The 20689-nt window shown below is 58.4% G+C and carries 16 protein-coding genes; 2 read left to right on the top strand and 14 right to left on the bottom strand.

The genetic code is table 11. The features are described from left to right. Positions 1 to 46: 46 nt before the first annotated feature. From LAO20_01495 to LAO20_01455, 9 genes are all read right to left on the bottom strand, one after another. The gene (locus LAO20_01495) at positions 47 to 655 is read right to left on the bottom strand and encodes a thioredoxin family protein (protein MBZ5530080.1); all 609 of its coding nucleotides are present in this window, start codon (positions 653 to 655) and stop codon (positions 47 to 49) included. Between the two features lie 26 nt (positions 656 to 681). Continuing rightward, positions 682 to 1509 (bottom strand): hypothetical protein, encoded by an 828-nt coding sequence (locus LAO20_01490; protein MBZ5530079.1) that lies wholly within the window; start codon positions 1507 to 1509, stop codon positions 682 to 684. A gap of 302 nt (positions 1510 to 1811) precedes the next feature. Continuing rightward, entirely contained in the window at positions 1812 to 3467 is a 1656-nt protein-coding gene (locus tag LAO20_01485; GenBank protein MBZ5530078.1) for a hypothetical protein, read from the bottom strand. A gap of 461 nt (positions 3468 to 3928) precedes the next feature. Further along, positions 3929 to 5569, bottom strand: a complete 1641-nt coding sequence (locus LAO20_01480; GenBank protein ID MBZ5530077.1) for a hypothetical protein — start codon at positions 5567 to 5569, stop codon at positions 3929 to 3931. A 428-nt stretch (positions 5570 to 5997) separates the two neighbouring features. Beyond that, complete coding sequence (locus LAO20_01475) at positions 5998 to 7491, bottom strand: hypothetical protein (GenBank protein MBZ5530076.1); 1494 nt, start codon at positions 7489 to 7491, stop codon at positions 5998 to 6000. A gap of 5 nt (positions 7492 to 7496) precedes the next feature. Then, positions 7497 to 8639, bottom strand: coding sequence for a hypothetical protein (locus tag LAO20_01470; protein MBZ5530075.1), 1143 nt, complete (start codon positions 8637 to 8639; stop codon positions 7497 to 7499). Positions 8640 to 8838: 199 nt separating this feature from the next. Continuing rightward, the gene (locus tag LAO20_01465; GenBank protein MBZ5530074.1) at positions 8839 to 9351 is read right to left on the bottom strand and encodes a hypothetical protein; all 513 of its coding nucleotides are present in this window, start codon (positions 9349 to 9351) and stop codon (positions 8839 to 8841) included. A 9-nt stretch (positions 9352 to 9360) separates the two neighbouring features. Continuing rightward, on the bottom strand, positions 9361 to 10572 hold the full coding sequence (aroF, locus tag LAO20_01460) for a 3-deoxy-7-phosphoheptulonate synthase (protein ID MBZ5530073.1): 1212 nt from the start codon (positions 10570 to 10572) through the stop codon (positions 9361 to 9363). A 182-nt stretch (positions 10573 to 10754) separates the two neighbouring features. After that, positions 10755 to 11078: a chorismate mutase gene (locus LAO20_01455; protein MBZ5530072.1), complete on the bottom strand. Its 324-nt coding sequence runs from the start codon at positions 11076 to 11078 to the stop codon at positions 10755 to 10757. Between the two features lie 256 nt (positions 11079 to 11334). Between LAO20_01455 and LAO20_01450 the strand changes: the two genes are divergently transcribed. Both LAO20_01450 and LAO20_01445 read left to right on the top strand, forming a co-directional pair. Then, positions 11335 to 12831: an aminotransferase class V-fold PLP-dependent enzyme gene (locus tag LAO20_01450; protein ID MBZ5530071.1), complete on the top strand. Its 1497-nt coding sequence runs from the start codon at positions 11335 to 11337 to the stop codon at positions 12829 to 12831. A 122-nt stretch (positions 12832 to 12953) separates the two neighbouring features. Next, on the top strand, positions 12954 to 13751 hold the full coding sequence (locus LAO20_01445; protein MBZ5530070.1) for a hypothetical protein: 798 nt from the start codon (positions 12954 to 12956) through the stop codon (positions 13749 to 13751). Between the two features lie 180 nt (positions 13752 to 13931). On the opposite strand, the gene LAO20_01440 is transcribed toward LAO20_01445, so the two are convergent. The 5 genes from LAO20_01440 to LAO20_01420 all read right to left on the bottom strand — a co-directional run bounded on the left by LAO20_01440 (position 13932) and on the right by LAO20_01420 (position 20473). Next, on the bottom strand, positions 13932 to 14570 hold the full coding sequence (locus tag LAO20_01440; protein ID MBZ5530069.1) for a hypothetical protein: 639 nt from the start codon (positions 14568 to 14570) through the stop codon (positions 13932 to 13934). Between the two features lie 177 nt (positions 14571 to 14747). Next, complete coding sequence (locus LAO20_01435; protein MBZ5530068.1) at positions 14748 to 15104, bottom strand: hypothetical protein; 357 nt, start codon at positions 15102 to 15104, stop codon at positions 14748 to 14750. Between the two features lie 116 nt (positions 15105 to 15220). Continuing rightward, a complete protein-coding gene (locus tag LAO20_01430) occupies positions 15221 to 17431 on the bottom strand; it encodes a transglycosylase domain-containing protein (protein MBZ5530067.1) in 2211 nt (736 codons plus the stop codon). A gap of 782 nt (positions 17432 to 18213) precedes the next feature. Then, entirely contained in the window at positions 18214 to 19257 is a 1044-nt protein-coding gene (locus tag LAO20_01425) for a hypothetical protein (protein ID MBZ5530066.1), read from the bottom strand. Between the two features lie 106 nt (positions 19258 to 19363). Next, complete coding sequence (locus LAO20_01420) at positions 19364 to 20473, bottom strand: lactonase family protein (protein MBZ5530065.1); 1110 nt, start codon at positions 20471 to 20473, stop codon at positions 19364 to 19366. Positions 20474 to 20689: the final 216 nt, after the last annotated feature.

The raw sequence follows: 20689 nt of genomic DNA, 5'->3' as shown, positions 1-20689 counted from the left end.
CCGGAAATCTTCAGCCCGGCAATCTCCGCCCTGACAATCCGGACGCCTAGTCTTTGTACTTGACTGAGCAGCCGTAAGGGCGCGTGGCCGCATCACTGACCGGTTTGCCGCTCATCGCTTCACCCAGCGCCGCGTTGACGTAGTTCTTGGACTTGGGAATGTCTCCCGCGTCCGACGTTGGATGATCATCAATGGCCCCTTGGTAGATCAGCGTGCCGCCGGGATCAATAATGTACATGTGCGGCGTGGTCTTGGCGGCGTAGAGATGTCCCAGGCTGCCGCCGGGATCCATGAGGACGGCGGTGGGCACGGCGTTCATCTTTTGCAGGTACTCGTTCTCTTGCGTCGGGGTGACAAAGCCCTGCGTTCCCTGGGCGGAAGAGATCACGGTGAGCCATACCACGCCTTTGCTGGTCCATTCCTTTTGCAGGCGTTGCATGTTGCCGCTCTCATAGTGCTTCTTGGTGTAAGGACAGCCCTGGTTGTGCCACTCCAGCACCACGTATTTGCCTTTGTAGTCAGAAAGACTGCGCTGCTTGCCGTTGCTGTCCACGGCGGTGAAACCGGGCGCGGGCTCGCCCACTCGGGCCGCGTGGGCCAAGGTCAAAAGGGAAACGACTCCCAGAGTCACCAGCGAATAGCGGAGCTTGCTCATGGGTCCTCCTGGAACTTGCGCGAAATTCATTTTATCGCTTTTGCAGCCACGGGAGCTTCCAGCCGGTAAGCCGAACCATCGGCCAGCACCAGCACCCCGCGCAAAACGGTGATGGGCTTAGTCAGCAGGTCGGACTTGCGCAGCGCGATCGCCGCTCCCCGGGGTTGCACCCGCAGCAACTGCGGCGCCGGATTGTCAATTTGGTCCGGATCAAGCGGGAAGAACATGGCTTTGTTGACCGGCTTGCCGGCGTCAATGGTCAACACGAAATTGCTGGTTTGCGATTCTGCCCGGGCATTCCAGGCTTTCGGCCAGGGTGCGGGAAGCAGTTTCTCCGCGTCAGCGAAAAGCCTGGCGGTGGCTGGATCGTTCTTGGCGGCGCCGCTCACCGGCAGAGAGAGCGCCAGCTTAGCTTTATCGGGGATGCAGACTTCGCGGCAGATCAGCCATTTGGCTTCCACTTCGATGGCCAGAGCCTTGCCACCGGCGATCGCTTGCGGCGCACGGACCGGGACCGTGAGCAGGACGTCATCGTGGTAGCCGTAGTCGGCGATCATCGGGGAATTCTGCATGCGTTCCGGGCGGGGCCAGCGAACGTCGCCTGCGGTGAATCCGTTGGGCAGCTGCCACTTGAAAGCCGGAGGCTGGCCGGAGTCGCCGGGGTTGATCCAATAAATATGCCAGCCTTTTTCCAGCATGAAGTGCACGCCCAGCATGAGTTCCGCGCCGGGCGTCACGGATGCTTGGCGCGACAACAGCTCAACGCGCGCGTGTTTGCCTTGAACGGGCTGGGAGAACACGCTTTGCCCGGACAACAAACATGCCAACGACATCAGGAAGCAAGCGGTTCGCATCAGGGCTCTATTCTAAATTAGAGGCGTGTAGTGGTTACACGCGAGCCCGGCTTGCGCGGCGAGCGGCTGGTTTCAGGTGCAGAGGAATCTCTGCGGAGACGAAAATCGCAAGCGGTGTGGAGCGCAGCGACATTTCCCCCGGCTGCAACTTTAAGGCGCGGGCCCGGCTTGCGCGGCGAGGGGCTGGTTTCAAGTGCAGAGGAATCTCTGCGGAGACGAAAATCGCAAGCGGTGTGGAGCGCAGCGACAAAATAAAAGAGCGCCGGCAGGAACCGGCGCTCAGGAAAAGCGGACACAGAGTGCTACGGCAGAACGTAACGAAGCACCACGTGGTCCATGAACATGTGCGCGTTCTTGGGCGCCAGCAGAGCGCCGGTAGTGACGTTCTTGTTGACGAACCAAGGAGCGCGGGTGGAGTAGCTGGCGTCATTGATGAACAGCAGGGCGCCAAACTGCGGGTTCTTCCACAAGGTTTGGGTGATTACGAAGCTACCCTCCTGGATGGCCCGGTTGTTGGTGTTGGCCGAACCGGCGCCGCCAAAGCCGATAATCGGCTTCACGACCGCGGGTGAGGTAATGTCGGCGAAGGAGCTGCGCTGGTAGTACTCGCCGCCGTAATACGCCGCTAGTTGTGTTTTGGAGCCCAGTTGCGTTTCCACTCCACCGTAACCAGTGGCGGCATGGACCATGGATATGTTCACGTCGCAACCGCCCGCGCTGGTGCAAGTGGTGCCCGAGGGAACAACCACGTACTGCGGTCCAAAGCCGATGAAGTACCGGCCGATGCCCGCGCCGTAGGCGCCGTAGCTGAGCAGACGGAAGTTTTTGAACAGCTCAAAGTTGACTCCGCCCATCAATCCCGAGCCGATCTTGGAATGCTTATTGAAGGCCTCGCCGGGCACAACCGGAGTGGGCTGCACCGCGAGTTTGGTGGAGGTAATCAGGCCGCCGGCTTCGATGTGGAAAGCGCGCGCTCCAAACTTGGTGTCCCAGGCCATTTTGCTCACGATGTCCGGGAAGGCGTTGGGCACGCCGGGCGTGGCCACTCCATCAATCTGCGTGCCCAGCACCGTGGCAAATGCCGTCGGCGTGATGACTTCGCCGTTGGTGATCTGCTGCGGATTTTCCACTGAGGCGGCCCAGGAGAAGTGCTCGTTAGGATGGATCGCCACGCGGAACTGGCCATCACGAGCGTAGGGCACGCCCACGTGGATGTTGCCGTCGGTGGCCATCGTCGTGGACAGGTCCCCTGGGTTGGGGCCTACCCCGATCTTGTTCGGCGTGATCAGACCCCAGGCTTGTCCGGCAGTGAACTCCCAGTGGCCGTGCTTGGCGTTCAAATAGTAAAGACGCAAACGCAGGGTGTGCGGGTTGGTGGTGACGAACACGTTGGCGGCATCATTGCCGTTGAAGTCGCCTTCCACATAGCCCAGCAGATTAGTGTTTGCGTACTTGCCGGTGACTTTGAGGTTCCAGCGTGAGTACTGTCCGGTGGAGCGGTATTCGGTGAGCTGTCCGGCCGCCGTGTTATTGAAGGGAATGGCGTTGAAGCCGGTAGAGACCACGTTGCCGGTGTTCACCGTGCGGAAGATGTTCTGGAAATCCATGAATCCGCCCGGTGTCCATTCGGTACCGCCGATCCTGACTGAAAGCGGTGATTCTTTGGCTTCCGTCTTGCCCTCTTGCACGGCTGCGGCAGGCACTACCGCAGGCTGGGACGCGGGCACGCGCAGCGAAGCGTCGGCTACGTGCGGCGTGCCGGCGTTCTTATCTTCCAGCGCCTGCGTCAAGGTTTCTATCTGGCGTTGTTGTTGCGAAATCTGCTTCTGCTGCGCGGCAATGGCCTCACGCAAAGCTTTCAGCTCGTCGGCAACAGTGGGACTACTGGACGTGCTGGTCTGGGCCAGAGCCATTCCGGCGGCCAGCACAAGGAAACTAATTTGACGTAAAAATTTCATGAACTCTCCTCGCTCACTCACCAATTCAGATTGGAATCGTGACCCTGACCGGAAAATTTTCGGGGGTCCGGCTGCATTGCACACTTGTAGCTCAGAACTTGCTAGGAAAATGCGGCGGATATTTATAACACTGAGGTTTTAGGCGGTGTCAATAATTCTTCGTGAAGATTTGGATAACCGATGAAAGCTCAACATTGAATAAATCTTCCAAAATTTGGAAACTTGCCAGGACATTTTGCGATGCTGTCGGTAGGTCCAAAGGAAATCAGCCCCTTTCACTTGCTATTAACTTTAGTATTGCAATCCGAGGTTTGGAAGACGATTGCGCGGCGAGGGCTTGCCATCGGTGCAGAGGAATCGCTGCTAGAGACGGGGTCGCACGCGGTTTGGAGCGCAGCGACAAAAAAGAAGAGCGCCAGTTTCCTGGCGCTCTGTTGAAGTGTTAATTGCTGTTTGACAGCCTACGGGATGACGTACTTCAAGCTGACAAAGCCCATCATCAAGTGAGCGTTCTTGGGTGCGCCGGCCGCAACGAACCACGGCGCGCGGGTCACGTAGGAAGTCTGGGTGACCAGCAGCACGGCACCGTATTGCGGGTTCTTCCAGAAAGTCTGCGTCCAGTCGAACGACGCTTCCTGGATTGCACGGTTAGCGCTGTTGGGTGAGTTGATGCCGCCAAAGCCGATAATGGGCTTCACCACCAGCGGCGAGGTCACATCGGCGAACGAGTTGCGTCCGAAATAGAAGCCGCCGTAGTAGGCGCCCAACTGGGTGTTTTTGCCGATCTGGAGTTCCGATCCCACGATGGTGCCGCCCGAGTGGACCATGGAAACATCAGTGTCAAACGTGCCGGGACCGGTCGCGATGGGAACCACAACTGCCTGCGGTCCGAATCCGATCATGTAGCGTCCGGCGCCGGAGCCCCAAATGCCGTTGGCCATCACGCGGAAGCCCTTGACCAGTTCAAAGTTGAAGGCCGCGTGGCCGGTTGCGCCGATCGCCGAATGATGAGCAAACGTGGTCCCGCCGATGGGCACGTTGGTGATTTTGGCTGAAGTGATAATTCCGCCCGCTTCAAAGTGCTGGTGCTTCCCGTCGACATCTTTGTCCCAGGCAAACTTGGTATGGATGTCAGGGAAAGCATCGGCCACCGTGGTTTGGTTGGCTGCGTCAAACTGGGGTCCCAGTGCCGCGTTGAAGGCAAAGGGGAAGATGACTTCCCCGGCGCCTACGAACTGGTCCGGGTTCTGGAGAGCCACGCCCCACTGGAAATTGTCATTGACATGGTAGATGGCGCGGAACTCACCAGCGCGGGTATAGGGCAGGCCGACGTGGGTCTGGGCGTCTTCGCCGATGGGCACAAAGACGTCACCCGGGTTGGGCGAGAGCCCGACGCGGTTGGGGGTCTGCAGTCCCCAGGTTTGGCCGCCTACAAATTCCCACTTGCCGCGACGCATGTCCACCCAGAACAGGCGCACGCGGGCGGTGTGGGGATTGGAAGACACGAACACGTTGGCGGCATCGTTGCCGTTGAAGTCGCCTTCCACATAGCCGACAACACGGTTCTCGCCGTACTTGGCGCCAACCTTCAAGCTCAGGCGCGAATACTGGCCGGTGGAACGGAATTCAGTCAGGTGTCCCTGAATGGTGTTGCTAAACGGGATCGAGCCGAAGCTGGTGGCAGTGCCGGCTCCCGCATTGGTTGTGCGGAAAATGTTCTCAAAGTCAATGAATCCGCCAGGCGTAAACTCAGCGCCGCCAATGCGGAAGGAAAGCGGCGACTCTTTAACCGCCTCCTTGTCGCCCTGGACGGCAGTGGCCACGTTCACCGGCTCGGTGGTGGTGGGAGTCCGTAGAGCAGCATCGGCAACGTGCGGCGTGCCGGAGGTCTTTTCGTCCAGAGCTTGTTTCAAGCTCTCAATCTGCTGCTTCTGTTGCGCCATGTCTTGCTGCTGTTGCGCGATCTGTTTCTGCTGCGCGGCAATGGCTTCCCGCAAAGCTTTCAACTCGTCGGCAACCGTGGAATTGCTCGGCGGATTTGATTGTGCCAGCGCCATGCCCGACGCTAGCACCAAGAAACCCAGTCTGCGTAGAACCTTCATTCAACCCTCCTCAATCTCGCTAAATGGAATGGAATGGAATCGTGCCCCTGACCGGATTTATCGTCTCGGGGGTCCGGCTGCATTGCACACTTACTGCTAGGTTGCACCACCCAAAAAATGCGCGGATAATTTATATCACTAATATTCCCTGTAGTGTCAATGACTTCCTGCGTTGTGCCCGGTTCGTAAACCCGCTTTTCCCGCGGTAGGAGTCACTCAATCTTCCAAAAGATGGAGGGCCTTGTCGCACTCAACTTGTGCGAATTTCGCAAAGCCCTGTGTCCAGCCCCGCTTTCAGATGTTATTAGAATCAGTAGCCGATTCCAGGATTTGGAAGACCTCACCCCTTCGAGGAAAACACATAAGCAACACGCCTTATTACCAAAGTGAATGTGCCCTCGCGATCACTCACGGCAGGCGTTGCTGGCTTACTGGACGTGGGCAAGAAACGAGCCGGTCTCCACGCGTCCCGCACGTTTTACTTGAACAAAGATGTGGTAATCGCCGGGCCGGGGAAACCCGTAAGGAAATGAAACTTCTGCGCCGGGATGATCGTGCTGCATGGCGGGCATGTCGCGGACAGGCGGCGCTTCGCCCTCAGCGATGTTGACTGCCGCCATGGAAACCGAGCCGGCGGGATGCACGTGCGCAAAGATCCTGCCATCATTGCTGACGAAAGCCGCGTGGCCGGCCATGCCCATGTAACTTTCCATGTCCGCGGCGGGCTTGCCAACTTTGTCTTCCACGCGGAAGCGAAACCACACAGCTTGATTTGCCTTCAGCGGAGCATCGTCGCGGAGCCAGACCATGCGATAGCCGCCGGAAAGCGAAGCAACTTTGTCGGCAGGAACGGCTTCGGCGATGCCGGAATCGTCGCCATTCAAGGCGCCGGCGGCGATGGCCGGAAGATCAATGCCGCCAACCTGCGTTTCCGGGAACCCGGTGCTGTGTACCACGTCGGCAAAGATCTGGTAGCGGCCGGCGGGCATGGAAGGAAGGCCCACATCAAACTGGCCTTCACCAGTCTGTTCAGGATGAAGATGCCAAAAACTCTTCATGTCCGGCATGCGAACCAGGAAGAGATGCATGAGATGACCGTGGTCGAGGACCAGATCAGTCAGTACAAAGCGGTCCGGTGGAACCGTGCCGAAACGGCCCAGTTCAGTCTGATTGGGATTCTCCAACTGCAGCCGCAGCAGGTTTCCCGCCTGCAACGAGGCGTGCAATTGCGGAAGCTTGTAATTGAGTCTGGCGTTGGCCCGGGCCTCCGCGTCCCACCAGCGGTTGGCGCCGATCAGGGCCACAACAATCATCGCCGCAGTGACTGCCATTCCGATCCGGCTTAGGAGCTTTTTCTCCGCGGCCGGCTGGTCGCCCGGCGGCAAGTCGGCTTCGCGGCTGGCGGCGCCGATGATCCCCACCAACCCGGCGCACAACAGCAATCCCAGAAAAGCCAGCAGAACGCCCAGCGCGATCTGCATGCTGGCGGAGCCGCTGGAGACCGCCGGCATGGGGACCGCAAGCTCACCCGGGCCGCGTTTACCTTGCACGTTAATCTGAACTTTCCACGAACCGCGCGCCATGATCCATAGTTGCCCGCTAAAAAGCTGTGGATCAGCCACGGACCGTTGCGCCGTATCGGCCGTGGGCGCCAGCTTGGAAGCCTCGCCCACCATGCGCAGCGGCAGGATTTTGATTTCATCAACGCCAGCATCGGCGCTGCGAATCTCAATTTGCGCGATGCCCGGCACCACCTTGGGCGGACGCACCGTGACCAGCAGGTGGTAGGGACCGGCCTGGCCGTCAAAATAAACGTCGGGGCTGTTGACGTGGGCGGAGAGGGCCAGCGGCACAACGAGCATGGTTGCTACCGCCAGCAGCAAGCGGCGCAGGAATTCGGACCGAATAGATTTTGGTTTCACCAGAATTATCGCCGCACCTTCTTCAGCCAGTCCCCAAAAACAATTCCCACCCACATGCTCAGCACGGAAGCCAGAAACGCGAGCGACATGTTCCGCCAAAACCACTCTGAAGTCTTTTCCCATCCGACGAACACATGACGCACGGTAGGCGAGCTGGGCATGGCGAAGTAAGGAAAGTCGGGCGGTGCAAAAAACCAGTTGCGCGCCGCAGGCGACATAAGAAAGGTGGCGAAGGGCCATTGCACGGCGATCAGAATCGCCAGAAACGCCACGCCTCCAACCAGCGCCTGCTGCCAGCGCGGGACGCGGGTCATCGCCGGCCAGACCAGGTCGAGCACGAAAGCAGGCACGATCAGCAGAATGGGAAACGGCAAGGGCACGAAGTGGGTAATCTGCTGATAGACCGGCCCCAGTTTGGGTTGCGCGGAGAAGAGCGGCAGAATCCACAACATCAGCAGAACAAATAAGGAATAGACTCCAGCGACCATGGTGCGCGCCCAGCGATGTCCGGCCGCGCGGGCCAAAGACTCCAGCATCAGCAAAAGACCGATGCTGATCACCAGGTAAGAGACAGCGCTGTGGAGAAGCACGCGGTTGGTGTACTCCAGTTTGAGAATCATCCCTTGAAGGACGATAAAGCCACCCAACGCCAGCAGGATCCGCTGCTGGGTTTGGCGCTGCCGGCCTTCTGAGCGGTTCATCTCCGCGATGGTTCCCAGGGCCGCGCCCCAGTTGATGCCGGCAATGCCCAGCGCCAGCAGCACATGCGGCGGGCTGATGATCTTTACGTCCAGCCCGTAAGCTTCATGCCACCAGTTGTCAAAAGGCGCGGAGGTAATCATGGCCACGCCGCCCCAAGCTGAGATGAACGCTCCCAGCGGCCCGCGAAAACCGAGGACGCTGACGGTGGATGCGCGCAGGGCGGGATCGCGGCTGAACGTCGCCTGCAGGATCACCCATCCGGCGCAAAGTCCGGTGAGCACGGCTCCAAACTGGATCAACAGGTGGGCGGGCGTCCAGAAGGTGTCGCGGCCAATGGCTTCATGCCAGGAGATATCCCAGTAAAGCCCGACGGCGATGCAGACCGAAGAAATCAGCCCTGCCCAGCTGAGCCAGGGAAATGACCGTCGGCCGGCGACCCTATCCATGCGTACCCCTCAGTGATTTCTGAATGCGTGCTGCGCTAGACAGAATACACTGAATGGCGGTTCATTCTGAAAACGAATGCCGAGGATTATTCTCAGCAAATCATGCTTCGCAACTCTGAGCTTGGGAACTTGACAGGCCCCTGTTCAATTGTGGCGGACCGTAAGCCGTTGACCACCTGAAGCAGCTTTTGCTATTTGCTCAACCAAGCAACTCGCGTAGGAGGCGTTCGCACTGTTCCTGCGATATCCCTTTCTTGTGCATATCAACCCCGAATTGACTGAGCATTTCTCTGAGCCTGACTAAGTGTTTCCGATTCAATCTTAGAGCATCTATAGTGTATCGTCCCGCATCGGTCAGGCCTTGCAAGTGCCCGTCACTGCACAGTTGAAAATGGGCTTCAAACTCATCCTTACACAGATCAACAAGACGCAGGCCGCGACGTTCCATGTCCTTCGACGGCCATAAATCGCGCTTTAAGTGATTGCACGGATGGCATGCATAGTAAATGTTGTAGAAGTTCTGCGCGTCGTCGGGAAAGAGGCTCTTGGGGCGAAAGTGATCCAGCTCGAAATTCTCCTCCCCGGCAGCCAATAACTCCCAAAAAAGACAATAGGCGCATCGATGCTGAAAATCAGCGCGGACATAGGGGCGAAAGGAACTGTAACCGCCCTTCACGTCGGGTGGAGGAACTGTTCGCAAGAAATGAGACATCGTACTGATTCACCTTTTCTTGTTAAGACTGCTCAGGCGATCAATTGCGGCTTCGTAATAGGGCTTATCGAATTCGTCAAGGATATCCCCCAATTTGAGCAACTCATCTTCTTCGCTCGCTGAAAGGCCAGAGCTGTACTTGCGCTGAACCAACGTCTGGTAGCGTGCCCGCGCATCAGAATATTGGTTAGAGCGCGGGCGATCGATCCCAGTTCCCACCGACCGAATCGGCGCGGACAAGCCTTTCATCAAGCGCGCAAATTCATCCAGGTTGAGCGACTGCGCTCCATCGGACAATGCGCGTTCCGGGCAAGGATGCACTTCAATGATTAAGCCATCGGCGCCGATGGCCAGGGCCGCGCGGCTGGCGGGAGCGATCAGGTCGCGGCGTCCGGTGCCGTGCGAGGGGTCGGCGACCACGGGCAGGTGCGTAAGCTCGCGCGCCAGCGCGACGGCGGCCAGGTCCAGAGTGTTGCGCGTCATCTCCGTTTCAAACGACTTGATGCCGCGCTCGCACAGGACCACGTTTTCGTTGCCGCCGGCGAGCAGGTACTCGGCGGCCAGCAGCCACTCTTTCACCGTGGCCGAAGGGCCGCGCTTGAGCAGAATGGGCTTGCTGCACTTGGCGAGCTGGCGCAGCAGATCGTAGTTCTGCATGTTGCGCGCGCCCACCTGCAGCATGTCAGCGTGGTCGCTGATCAAGCCGATGTCGTTGGTGCTCATCACTTCAGTGACCACCGGCATGTCCAGCTCTTCGCGCACCTGGCTGAGCAGCTTGAGCGCTTCGGTGCCCAATCCTTGAAAGTCGTAAGGCGAGGTGCGAGGCTTGTACGCGCCGCCGCGCAGAATGGACGCGCCCGCCGCCTTCACTGCGCGCGCGGTGGAGAAGAGTTGCTCACGCGACTCCACCGAACACGGCCCGGCCATGACCACGGCTTCGTCGCCGCCGATGACCACGTTGCCCACGGTGACACGCGTTCGTTCACCGCGCGTCTGCCGGCTGACCAGCTTGAAGGGGTGCGCGATGGGGACGACCGAGTCCACGCCCGGCGCAGCCTGCAGGGCCTCCAGCGCGGCCCGCGAGCCGCCCGAGCCCACAGCGGCCACAATGGCCCGCTCGGTCCCGCGCGTAACGTGCGGCTGGAAACCGCACTCCTTCACGCGATCAATTACGTGCTGCAGTTGTTGTTCGGTGTATCCGTCCGCCATGTTGATGACCATTGGGGTTGCTCCAGAAATCAGTAGTTAGTACTTAGTAGTTAGTATTTAGCATTTAGCAATTGGCAATTAGCAATTGGCCAAAAGCCAAAAGCCAAAAGCCAAAAGCCAAAAGCCAAAAGACTTCGCGTTCCGGGCAAAACTCGGTTCGCAATAACTTGACGAACTTCGAAAACTGCTCAAACCTAAACTCTCTCCACCGTCCGGCCACTGTGCTCTTGCATGCGTTGCGTGCCCAGACGGCGGGTTTCATGAATGATGCCGCTGAAGATGGCTGCGACGCTCTGCTCATCAAGCGGACCGGAATTATGTGCGGCGATGCGGCTTAGCACCTGGGCTTCGCGCGCAGCGTCGTAAGCAGGCAGGCCGGACGCCACTTTGACGACGGCGATTTCGCAGGCGATGGCCGCGCGCTGGTTGAGAAGACGCAACAGCTCGGTATCCAGCGCGTCAATCTGGCGTCGCCAGCCGGCAAGCGTGTTGTCCCCCGCGCTAATTTGTTGGCCCATGTCTGAAGCTCCCTAAAAGCAAAAACCGCGATCCTTTTTGGGGAGTCGCGGCTTGCGGTGATTATGATGACTGGACTTGCTTTACGTCTTGCTTGCCAGCACACCAACCGCGTCGCCGCCACTCGTAAAGGAGTAGCGGTAAGTAAACGCGAAAGTAAATCGGCTGGCGTGCATGTCAGGGTGGATAGTAGTCTAGGTCTTTCCGCAGAGTCAAGGAAGTTAAAGAAATTAATCCGAAAGTAACGTTGGTTCCCCAATGACCATGAACAAAAACACTGATTCCACGCGGGTTCCCGCAAGCGCCCCGGCCGGAGGCGAGCCGGCCAACTACATTGACGATTTTCGCCGTGCTGGCCACGAAACGGTGGACTGGATCGCCGCCTATCTAAGCAGCCTGGGCGAGCGGCCGGTGCTGGCCGTGACCAAGCCGGGCGAATTGTTTGACGCGCTGCCGGCGTCGGCGCCGCAGCAGGGCGAATCGTTTGACGCCATCCTCGCCGACTTCGACAAACTCATCATGCCCGCGGTGACGCAGTGGAACCACCCGCGCTTCTTCGCCTACTTTGCCTGCACCGGGACCACGCCGGCCGTCCTGGGTGAAATGCTGGCGGCCGCGCTCAACACCAACGGCCTGCACTGGAAGACCTCTCCCGCGGTGGCCGAACTGGAGCAGAAGACGCTGGACTGGTTGCGGCAATGGCTTGGGCTTGGCGGCGACGCTTCCACAGACTCCGCCAGTGCGACCGCCGGTGGCGGTTCGCCGAACCCCTGGTTCGGCATAATTTACGACACGGCCTCCACCAGCAGCATGCACGCCATTGTCTGCGCGCGGGAAATGGTGGCGCCGGAAGCGCGCTTCCACGGCAGCAAAGGCGACCTGGTGCTGTACACGTCAGACCAGGCGCATTCGTCCATTGAGAAGGGCGCGATTGCCGTGGGCATCGGGCAGAAAAACGTGCGCAAGGTCCCCAGCGACAAAGAATTCCGCATGAAGGCCGATGCCCTGGCGGCGATGGTCGCCGAAGACAAAGCGGCGGGCAAGCGGCCGTTCTGCGTGGTCGCCACCGTGGGCACAACGTCCACCACCAGCATTGATCCCGTGCCGCAGATCGTGGAGATCGCGGAAAAGTACGGCATGTGGGTGCACGTGGACGCGGCTTACGCCGGCGCCGTCGCGGTGCTGCCGGAACACCGGCACATTTTGGCCGGGGCGGCTCGCGCGCACTCGCTGGTGTTCAACGCCCATAAGTGGCTGCTCACGCCCATTGACCTGAGCGCGTTTTACACCCGCCGGCCGGATATTTTGCGGCAGGCGTTTTCGCTCACGCCCGAATACCTCAAAACGCAGGACGACCCGCGCGCCCACAACCTGATGGACTACGGCGTCCCGCTGGGACACCGCTTCCGCGCGCTCAAGCTGTGGTTTGTCCTGCGCTACTTTGGCCGCGATCGCATTGAAGCCATGCTGCGCCAGCACATCGCCTGGGCCCAGCAACTCGCCCTGCTGGTGGACGCCGACCCGCGTTTTGAACGCGTCGCGCCGGTGCCGTTTTCGGTGGTGTGCTTCCGCTATCGCGGCAGCGACGAACAAAATAAGCTGATCATGGAGAAGGTCAACGCTTCCGGACGCGTCTTCATCGCGGGCACAGTGCTGAACGGACAACAGGTGATCCGGCTGGCGATCGGGAATCTGCATACCAAGTGGCAGGACGTGGCGGAAGCGTGGGAGCTGGTGAAGAAGGCGGCGGAGTAAGCCCAAAAATCTCACCACGGAGGCGCGGAGACACGGAAACACGGAAACGCGGAGACTGAGGCATAGAGGAAACAATGAAAGGTAGCCACCCGCCGTCAACTTCGGGAGGTAATGGAACTAGTATGACTGATCAGAATAAAGACGGTAGTACACTAAAGAGAACTTTTGACCTGCTTGCTAGCGCAGCAGTCGTATTTACGTTGCTTTTTATTGCGCTTCAATGGCGTGAAATGAAAGAGGGTGGAAAGGACACTCATGAGCTAGCCGTTCAGGCTAAGGCTCAAGCTGATGCCGCTAAAGCTCAGGCTGATAAGATGGCGGATTCCGTCAGAAAAACAGACGACCTTATTAAAGAGAGTACCGAACAAACCAGGGCTACGAACAGGCTCGCAACAGAAGCAAAACGGTCTGCGGACATTGCCAGGCGATCCGCCGACATCTCTAGTCAGAGCTTGGAAACAGCCCGACTTGCAATGCGAGTGGAACAGCGAGCCTGGGTTGGGCCTATGCTCACCGAGATTGCTCCAGAACCCCTTGAACCAAATAAGTTCATTGAGATTGGGGTCACCATCTCTAATACCGGAAAAACCCCAGCGTACAAGGTTACCGGTTATGCTATGTATGATTTCGTTGCCAACGGTGCAAAGCCCAATCTTTCTACGATTCGCCAAAGCTCTGAGGAGATCAGCAAGGGCACACTGTTTCCTGGAGCCACGGCCCATTTTCTTAAAACTACTCATCCGGTGCAACCAAGTGATGATGTGCTTAACGGGCGGAGCACAATCTATGTCTTCGGCATCATCACGTACGTTGACATCTTCAACCGCAACCACTGGACCCACTTTTGCTTTTGGTACGCGCCCTGGGAAAAACGATTCCTGACTTGCGACACCTACAACGATACCGACGATAGTAAGTAGCCGGGAGAAAGAAGCACCTCGTGCCCAGAGGATTAATCCGCGCCTACAGGCGGGGAGACTGGCACAGAAAAGAACGAAGGTCTCACCAATGAGTCGTCATGACCGCACGAGAAGGATGGGGCACCCCCGCGTATGGTGAGGGACAAAAATCAGGGGGAAAGATGGGCCTCCCGCCGCAGGCTAAATCCTTTTACCAGACTTTCTGGTGAAGAGACTTTCGTCTCCCGGGTCATAAATGAAATCAAACTCACACTTCCATTGTTGGGCGCTAGATTCGTAAGTCACTACCATCGGGACCTTTATGAAGGAATCGCTCAGCCCTCGATTGTGGGTTTTTTTGTATACCCATCCATTCGCTAGCATCTGCTTCTCATTGTCGCCATTTCCAAAAAAATACACATATTCGGTTTGTATGCTTGAGCGCCCATTCCAGCGACCTAGGGCAAGATGCTGCTTCCCCGGTGCGATTTCATTGATGAGGTCGAACGAGAGTTGTTGATGAAGGTCAACGGGCTCTACCTGAACATTGTAGAGATAGGTGCCGCTACGATTCTCAACGAGGATGTCTTTTTCAGTACGACCAGTCAGCGAACTAGCCGCCGTTTGATCTGTGGGCCAACCCCAAACAAGAGCCACATCAGGCTGCTGAATTTGCGCTGCCTCATCAAGTCTCGCTTGGCGCTCGTCATTCCAGACCAAAAAAGCAGACCAGAAAAATAAACCCAGTCCTGCAATAATGCTGGCGGAGATTACCCATGAGTTACTCTTTTGGTATACAAGCGAATAGAGTCCAAGAAATGTAAATACGGCGCAACTCATAAGAGTCCACCATTTCTTGAACATGGCCCTCGAAAACAGTCGTAGGCTGTCCATCGGCTCAAGGATTTCATAATTAACCACCTTGCGTAAAGGTGATAATCGTCCACAATAGTATGGACACCCGACGAAGGATTTTGATTTTGTAGCAGAGAATGAGTAGTAGCCTGATTGTTTCGCCTACCTTGCTGACAAGTTGACCATCCATTCGATAAACTCATCAATGGACTTCTGAGTTCCGAGCCAGAAAGGTGCGACATGGCGAAATTTCAAGTGTTTGGAGTTGGGGGAAGTACGATGGGAGACCCGATCGAGGGCGACGAGCTGGTACATCAGCTTGGCCAGGAGGATGTCCAGATTTGGAAGAAGAATCGCGCTGGTGACTCTGAGTTGATTGCGGTGCTGCGTCTTGAAAAGAGTTTCATAATAAAAAAGATCAGCGATTGAGGGCGGGTGGCCCAGGCTTTCTGCCGGGCCTCCAATGGTTTGGCGCGGTCTTGAGAATGCGTGGATCGTGAGAACGCCCTGACGCTGCATGGTACAGGGTAGATTCCCGGGGTCCTTCGACTGCGCGACGCCTAGCTGCGCAGCGTCGCTCCGCTCAGGATGACACAGCTTTAAGGGTCGCAATGACAAGTCACGTTGTGTCCAACTCACCTTGGCGGCTTAGCGACGCTGCCCGCCGCGTGCCACCAGGTCTGGTCGGCAAGTTCGTGGGTGGCGGCCAGGGAAGCGCTTGGCAAATGAGTCGCTCCGGGCGCCTGCAACGCAACCGGCTCTTCCGTCGGAGGGCGCTGCAGATAGGCGCTGATCCTGTCTTCCATGTCGGGCGGGAACGCGGGCGGCGGTCCGATGAGTTTTTCCCGGTACACGCCGAGCATGATTTGCCGGAAGACCGGCAAGGCAACGCGGGTGCCGGTTTCGTTGAGACCGAGGGAGTGATTGTCATCAAAGCCGATGCGGACGGCGACGGTGATTCCGTCAGGACCAAAAGTGGACCCGACGAACGACGCATCTCTGAAGTTGTTGGTGGTCCCTGTCTTGCCCATCACGGCGATGGGAAAGCGGTTGGAGTCAAGAGAGTGGGCCGTACCCGTGGGCATGCGCACCACGCCGCGCAGACCTTCTTGAATCAGGGAGAGCGCTCCATCGTCCACAGACACGGGCCGTACGTCGGGGGCGTCGGCAATTTCACCGCCCGATTCGCGGACAACCTGCCGGATGATATGAGGGCTTGCCCGATTGCCCGACGCGATGGTGCGATATGCATTGGCCAGTTCAACCAGAGTTACCTCAGAGGCGCCTAAGGAAGTGGTCAAGTAGGCGCGCAGAGGCGTCTTGATCCCCAGGGTGCGTGCCGTCTCCTGAACACTCTCGATGCCAATCTGCTCGGTAATCCAAATGGCAACCGAATTCCTGGATTCGGCGAGCGCCTCGCGGACGGGGATCATGCCTTTGAAGCGGCCGTCGTAGTTGGAGATGGATTTTGTGGCCAGCTTATTGCCGTCGGCGATGATGATGGGTTCGTCGGGAACCATGGTTTCAAGGGTGAACGGGCCGTGCTGAAAAGCAGCGAGATAGACAATCGGCTTCATGGCCGACCCCGGCTGCCGCAGCGATTGCGTGGCGCGATTGAAATCAGTGTAAGAAGCAACGTGCTGGTTGTAAAACTTGCGCCCACCGGCTTCGGCGAGAATGCTGGCGTCACTGTTTTTCAGAACCACGACCGACCCTTGAATGATGCCTTTGGCTTTTGGGTGACGCTTCTCATAGGCCGCAAGGCCATCCTCCAGCGCCTGGCTGACAATGCGCTGGATGCGCGCGTCCGCCGTGGTGTAAACCTGGATTCTGCCCTGGAAGAGGTCTTCGACGGTTACTTTCCAATGGCGAGACTGGATTTCATCAAGCGCGCTATCCAGCACCGCCGCCGCGTGCAGCGCATTGTCTTCCCGCATTCCGTCAGGACGGGCCGTCACCCATTCGATGGGATGTTGCTCTTTCATGCGAGCGGCGTCTGGAGACAGGGACCCGTGCTTCACCATGAGCTCCAGGATCTGATTTCTGCGATGCCGGACGCGCGCTGCGTTTTCGGCGCTGGGCGCGTAAGCGCGAGGGGATTTGGGAATCCCCGCCAGCAGAGCTGCGTCGCCGGCATCGTCCACGGTGAAGCTGCTGAGGGGCCGTCCAAAATAGTACTCGGCCGCAGTCGCAAACCCGTACTGGCCGTTTCCCATGTAAATGAAGCTGGCATAGCGGGCGAGAATTTCTTCCTTTGCCCGGCGTTTCGAGCCAAAGCGCCTGGCCATCTCTTCTTCCACCCATACCGAAAGTCGCATCTCCTCGATTTTCCGGTCCAGCTTCTTGGCGCTGCGCGCGCCGATCAGGTAAGACAGCGCGCCCGGCCGCAACTGATTGCTGTTTTCTTTGTCGGTAAGATCACGCAGAAAATAGCCGCGCACGATCTGCTGCGTAATGGTCGAACCACCCTGCGGAAACATGGTCAGGTTGTCAGCTTTGTCCCGCCCTGCCCGTAGCATGCGCTTTAGAGCAGTGCCGAACCTGACCTTTCCCACGACCCGGGGCATGGCGGAGTAGTCCACCCCACTATGCGAGAAAAAGTTTTTGTCCTCAGCCGCGAGAATTGCGTCTCGAACAACGGTTGGGATTTCCTGATACCGCGTAATGCGCCGGCGCTCTCTAGACATCTCCGCCAGGGGCTGGCCGTTGAGGTCATAGATGTGGCCAATGGTTGAAAACTCAAATCCGGCGAATTGCTCAATCTGGGGCAGATTGGTTCGATCGAAATAGATGTAATGGACTGTGACCGCGAAGACAACCGCGGCCGTAACGGCTGTGCAAACCACCAAGACGGTAACTGTAATCAGGAGCGTGCGGGCCGCAAGAGGAAGGCCACAAAGATATTGGTGCAGCGAACGTAAGCGGGTCAGCCAAATTCGGGGAGGCACTGCAAGGGCTTTCAAGACCCGCAACACCGGTTGCAGAAAGAACCGTTCTAGGAACGCGCGTCCGTGAAGATTCATGACTGCGCCCAGAAGGCTCCTCGGCAAACACTGCGCGCCAGCAAATTGGAGATCCGGGTGGAGCTTAGAATCGCGGGAGTGTCTCCCGAGGAAACCTTCCCTTCTATTAATAAGATGCTTCTAAAGCCGCGGGCATCGCTGCTGCTGACTACTTTCTGTGAAAGCAGGGCCGGCGAACCAGGCTGTTCCGGGTCGGTCGCCAATCGTTTCTTGGCAAGTCGTTTCTTGGCACAGCAGTGCAACGGCTACTCTTTTCCCCTTGAATAACGCGATCTCGCGTCGGAGTTGTGATTTGCGGGCCCCGTTGCATTGATCGCGAGACTGATCGGACTTTTGGACTGCCTTGGCGTCCACCTTCAGCTTATCCATTGGGAACGCGGCGGTCTGGTCAAAAGGGATCATGCCGGAGGGAAGTCCAGAATCTCACCGTAGAGGACGCAGAGGTCGCAAAGGAAGAACACAGCCGGGGCGGCAGGAAGAAAATGCCAATATCGCCGAAATTGCCAAAATTTGGTAATTGAAAAGCAAAACCGGAATCTCACCGCAGAGAACGCAGAGGACGCAGAGGAAGAACACAGCCGAGGGCGGCTGTGCCACACGGGCAATCAGCCCCTTCTTCCCGCCAAATACAAGAAGTAGCACAGTGAGAGGAACGACGCTTCCAGGCAGACGAACATGGTCAGAAAGCCGGCGCTGATGCGCAGCAGGATGCGGTTGTCGAATCCCCACTCGTTCACCGGAGCGCGCATTTGCAGGGCTTTGTGCATGTCGCGCGAGACCATGACGAAGTAACGCAGAACAAGGAACGCGAAGCCGGCCCAGAACACGGTCCAAAAGACCGGGCCCAGGGATTCAAACGTGTCGCCCAGGCCGTAGGCGGCGCCGCTCAGGGCCAGATGCAGGAAGGCGAGAAACACCAGGTTGGGCCACAGGCCTTGTGCGGTGGCGAAGTAGAGAAAGTAGTCGCCGGCGCGGCGCGACTGGCGGTTCTTAGGGTAGTCCTTTTGCACGCCGCTCAGGACCAGGCCTGCGGCCATCATGATGGCCAGGGAGAAAACCAGCGGCGTGCCGGAATACGCGATGGTGCTGGCGGACTGCACGGCGAGCAAGTCGTTCTCCTGGGCGGCGGCGCGCTGCCGGTACTGGGCGACGGATGCGCGTCCTTGGTCCAATGAGTTGTTGAGTTCCTGCAGGGCCTGCTCGCGGGTGATGGGCGTCTCCGCCATGTGCAGCTTGAAGACGTTCTTGCCGGAGTTGGAAATCCGCTTGATCTCGGCCTGCGTGGCTTCCATGATTTCCGTCTGCCGCTTGACTTCTTTTTGTGTCTGCGCGCGCAAGGCCACGATCTGGTCTTCCAGCTTGCCGCTCTGCCGGGTGGAATACCAGTTGAAGCAGGAGACCACGAAGGCCACCAGCACCAGGCCTTGCAGGGCGAACATGCGGGGATTGGCCCATCCGCTGATCGGAACCACGCCGGCATAGGGCATCAGCTCAGCGTTCTGGTCAATGACGTTCTTCTGTTTCCAGAAAGGGATAGGGCCGGGCTGCTGGTTCCACTGCTGGCGGAACTGCTCGGCGGGAGAGATCTCCACTTCGGCGAAAACTTCTTCTGTCTGGAATTCAGCCAGCATAGCAGCAAGGTTTAGCATGTTATCAATTAGGCAACAAGCACCAGGAGTGCATAGGCGCGCAGTGCCCTGGCGGACTGGGAGACCGCGTCTTTTCGTGCCCAGGTGTTTCCTTGAGTGCGGCGGCTTACTCGCTGACCGACGTCATCCAGGTAGGCGATACCGCCACGTTGAACGGCGAGCCCGGGACGGCGGACAGCTTGCCGCCCGCGCCAATCAGAAACGCTGCCACGTCATTGGTGGTTTGGTCGGCGACGTAGAGGAAGCTGCCGGTGCTGGTCATGAATCCGGGGCCGCGGCCGCCGGTGGCAAAGGGCGATCCGGTGATCTGGCCCAGCGCGCCGGAGGCGGAGTCAATCACGAAGACAGAAACGTCATTCGATCCGAAGTTGGCCGCAAACAGGAATGCGCCTTGCGGGTCAGCAAGAACTGCGCCAGGTTGCAGTCCGGCAGGAAAGGGCGAACCGGTAATCGCCGTGAGCGTGCCGTTGCTCTGAATGGCGAATCCCAGCACGGCGTTGTGCGCCGGATCGGCGGCATAGAGGAAGCGGCCGCTGGGTTCAACGGTCAGAAATATCGGCGTGGCTCCGGCGCCCACGCTCACCGGCGATCCCACGGCGGACAACGATCCCTGGCTGCCCTGCGCGTTGCTGATGGAAAAAATGGAAACCGTTCCCGCCGCGGGGTTGGATACGTAAAGGAAATTTCCCTTGGGAGAAATAGCAATGGATTGCGGCGATGCCGGCACGGAAAACGGCGATCCGGTAGCCAGACCCAGATTGCCCGAGCCGGGATCAATGGTAAACCCGGAAATGGTCCCCGAAGTCTGGTTCACCACGTACAGAAAAGGGTCGGTGGGAGAAACTGCAGCCGCGATCGGGCCGTTGCCGGCATTGAAGATGTTGGGCGGCGTCGGCGGAGGGACCACGGTGGTTGTCGCGGGCACGGTCAGCTCGCCGTTGCCGGTGTTCACGTCCAGCAGGGTCACGTTGTTGCCGGCGAAATTAGTGATGTAGGCAAAATCGCCCGGCGGGTGGATCACGATGGAACTCGGCTGCGAACCGGTAGCAAAATTCGGCGTACCCATGGGGCTGATGGAGCCGTCGCCATGCTGAATGAACCCGAACACCTGGTTGGTGCCCTGTCCGGTGACGTAGATAAATTGCTTGCTGCCTTTGATGCACCCGGTGAGACTGGCCAGGGTAATGAATAAAGCCGCTAAGATCCTCGCCTTCATGCTTGCTCCTGAACCTGCTGGTATGAAAAGAGACGTGCCTGAAAGGATACATGAAACCGGCCTGCGTGTGATACGCAGTGGGCAACGAAGGCCGCAAGGTATCGCAACCAAGGCCACGATACGTTCGGACGTTTTTCTGGCATATCCCACATTGCCAGAACGCTGGCCCGGCGCAATATTGCGTTGCTGCCTGCCGATCTGGGCTGCCATTGCTGC

The organism is Terriglobia bacterium, from assembly GCA_020072815.1.
Classification (GTDB): domain Bacteria; phylum Acidobacteriota; class Terriglobia; order Terriglobales; family Acidobacteriaceae; genus Angelobacter.
Note: the sequence above shows the minus strand (reverse complement) of the source record. Positions and strands in the feature narration are given on the sequence as shown.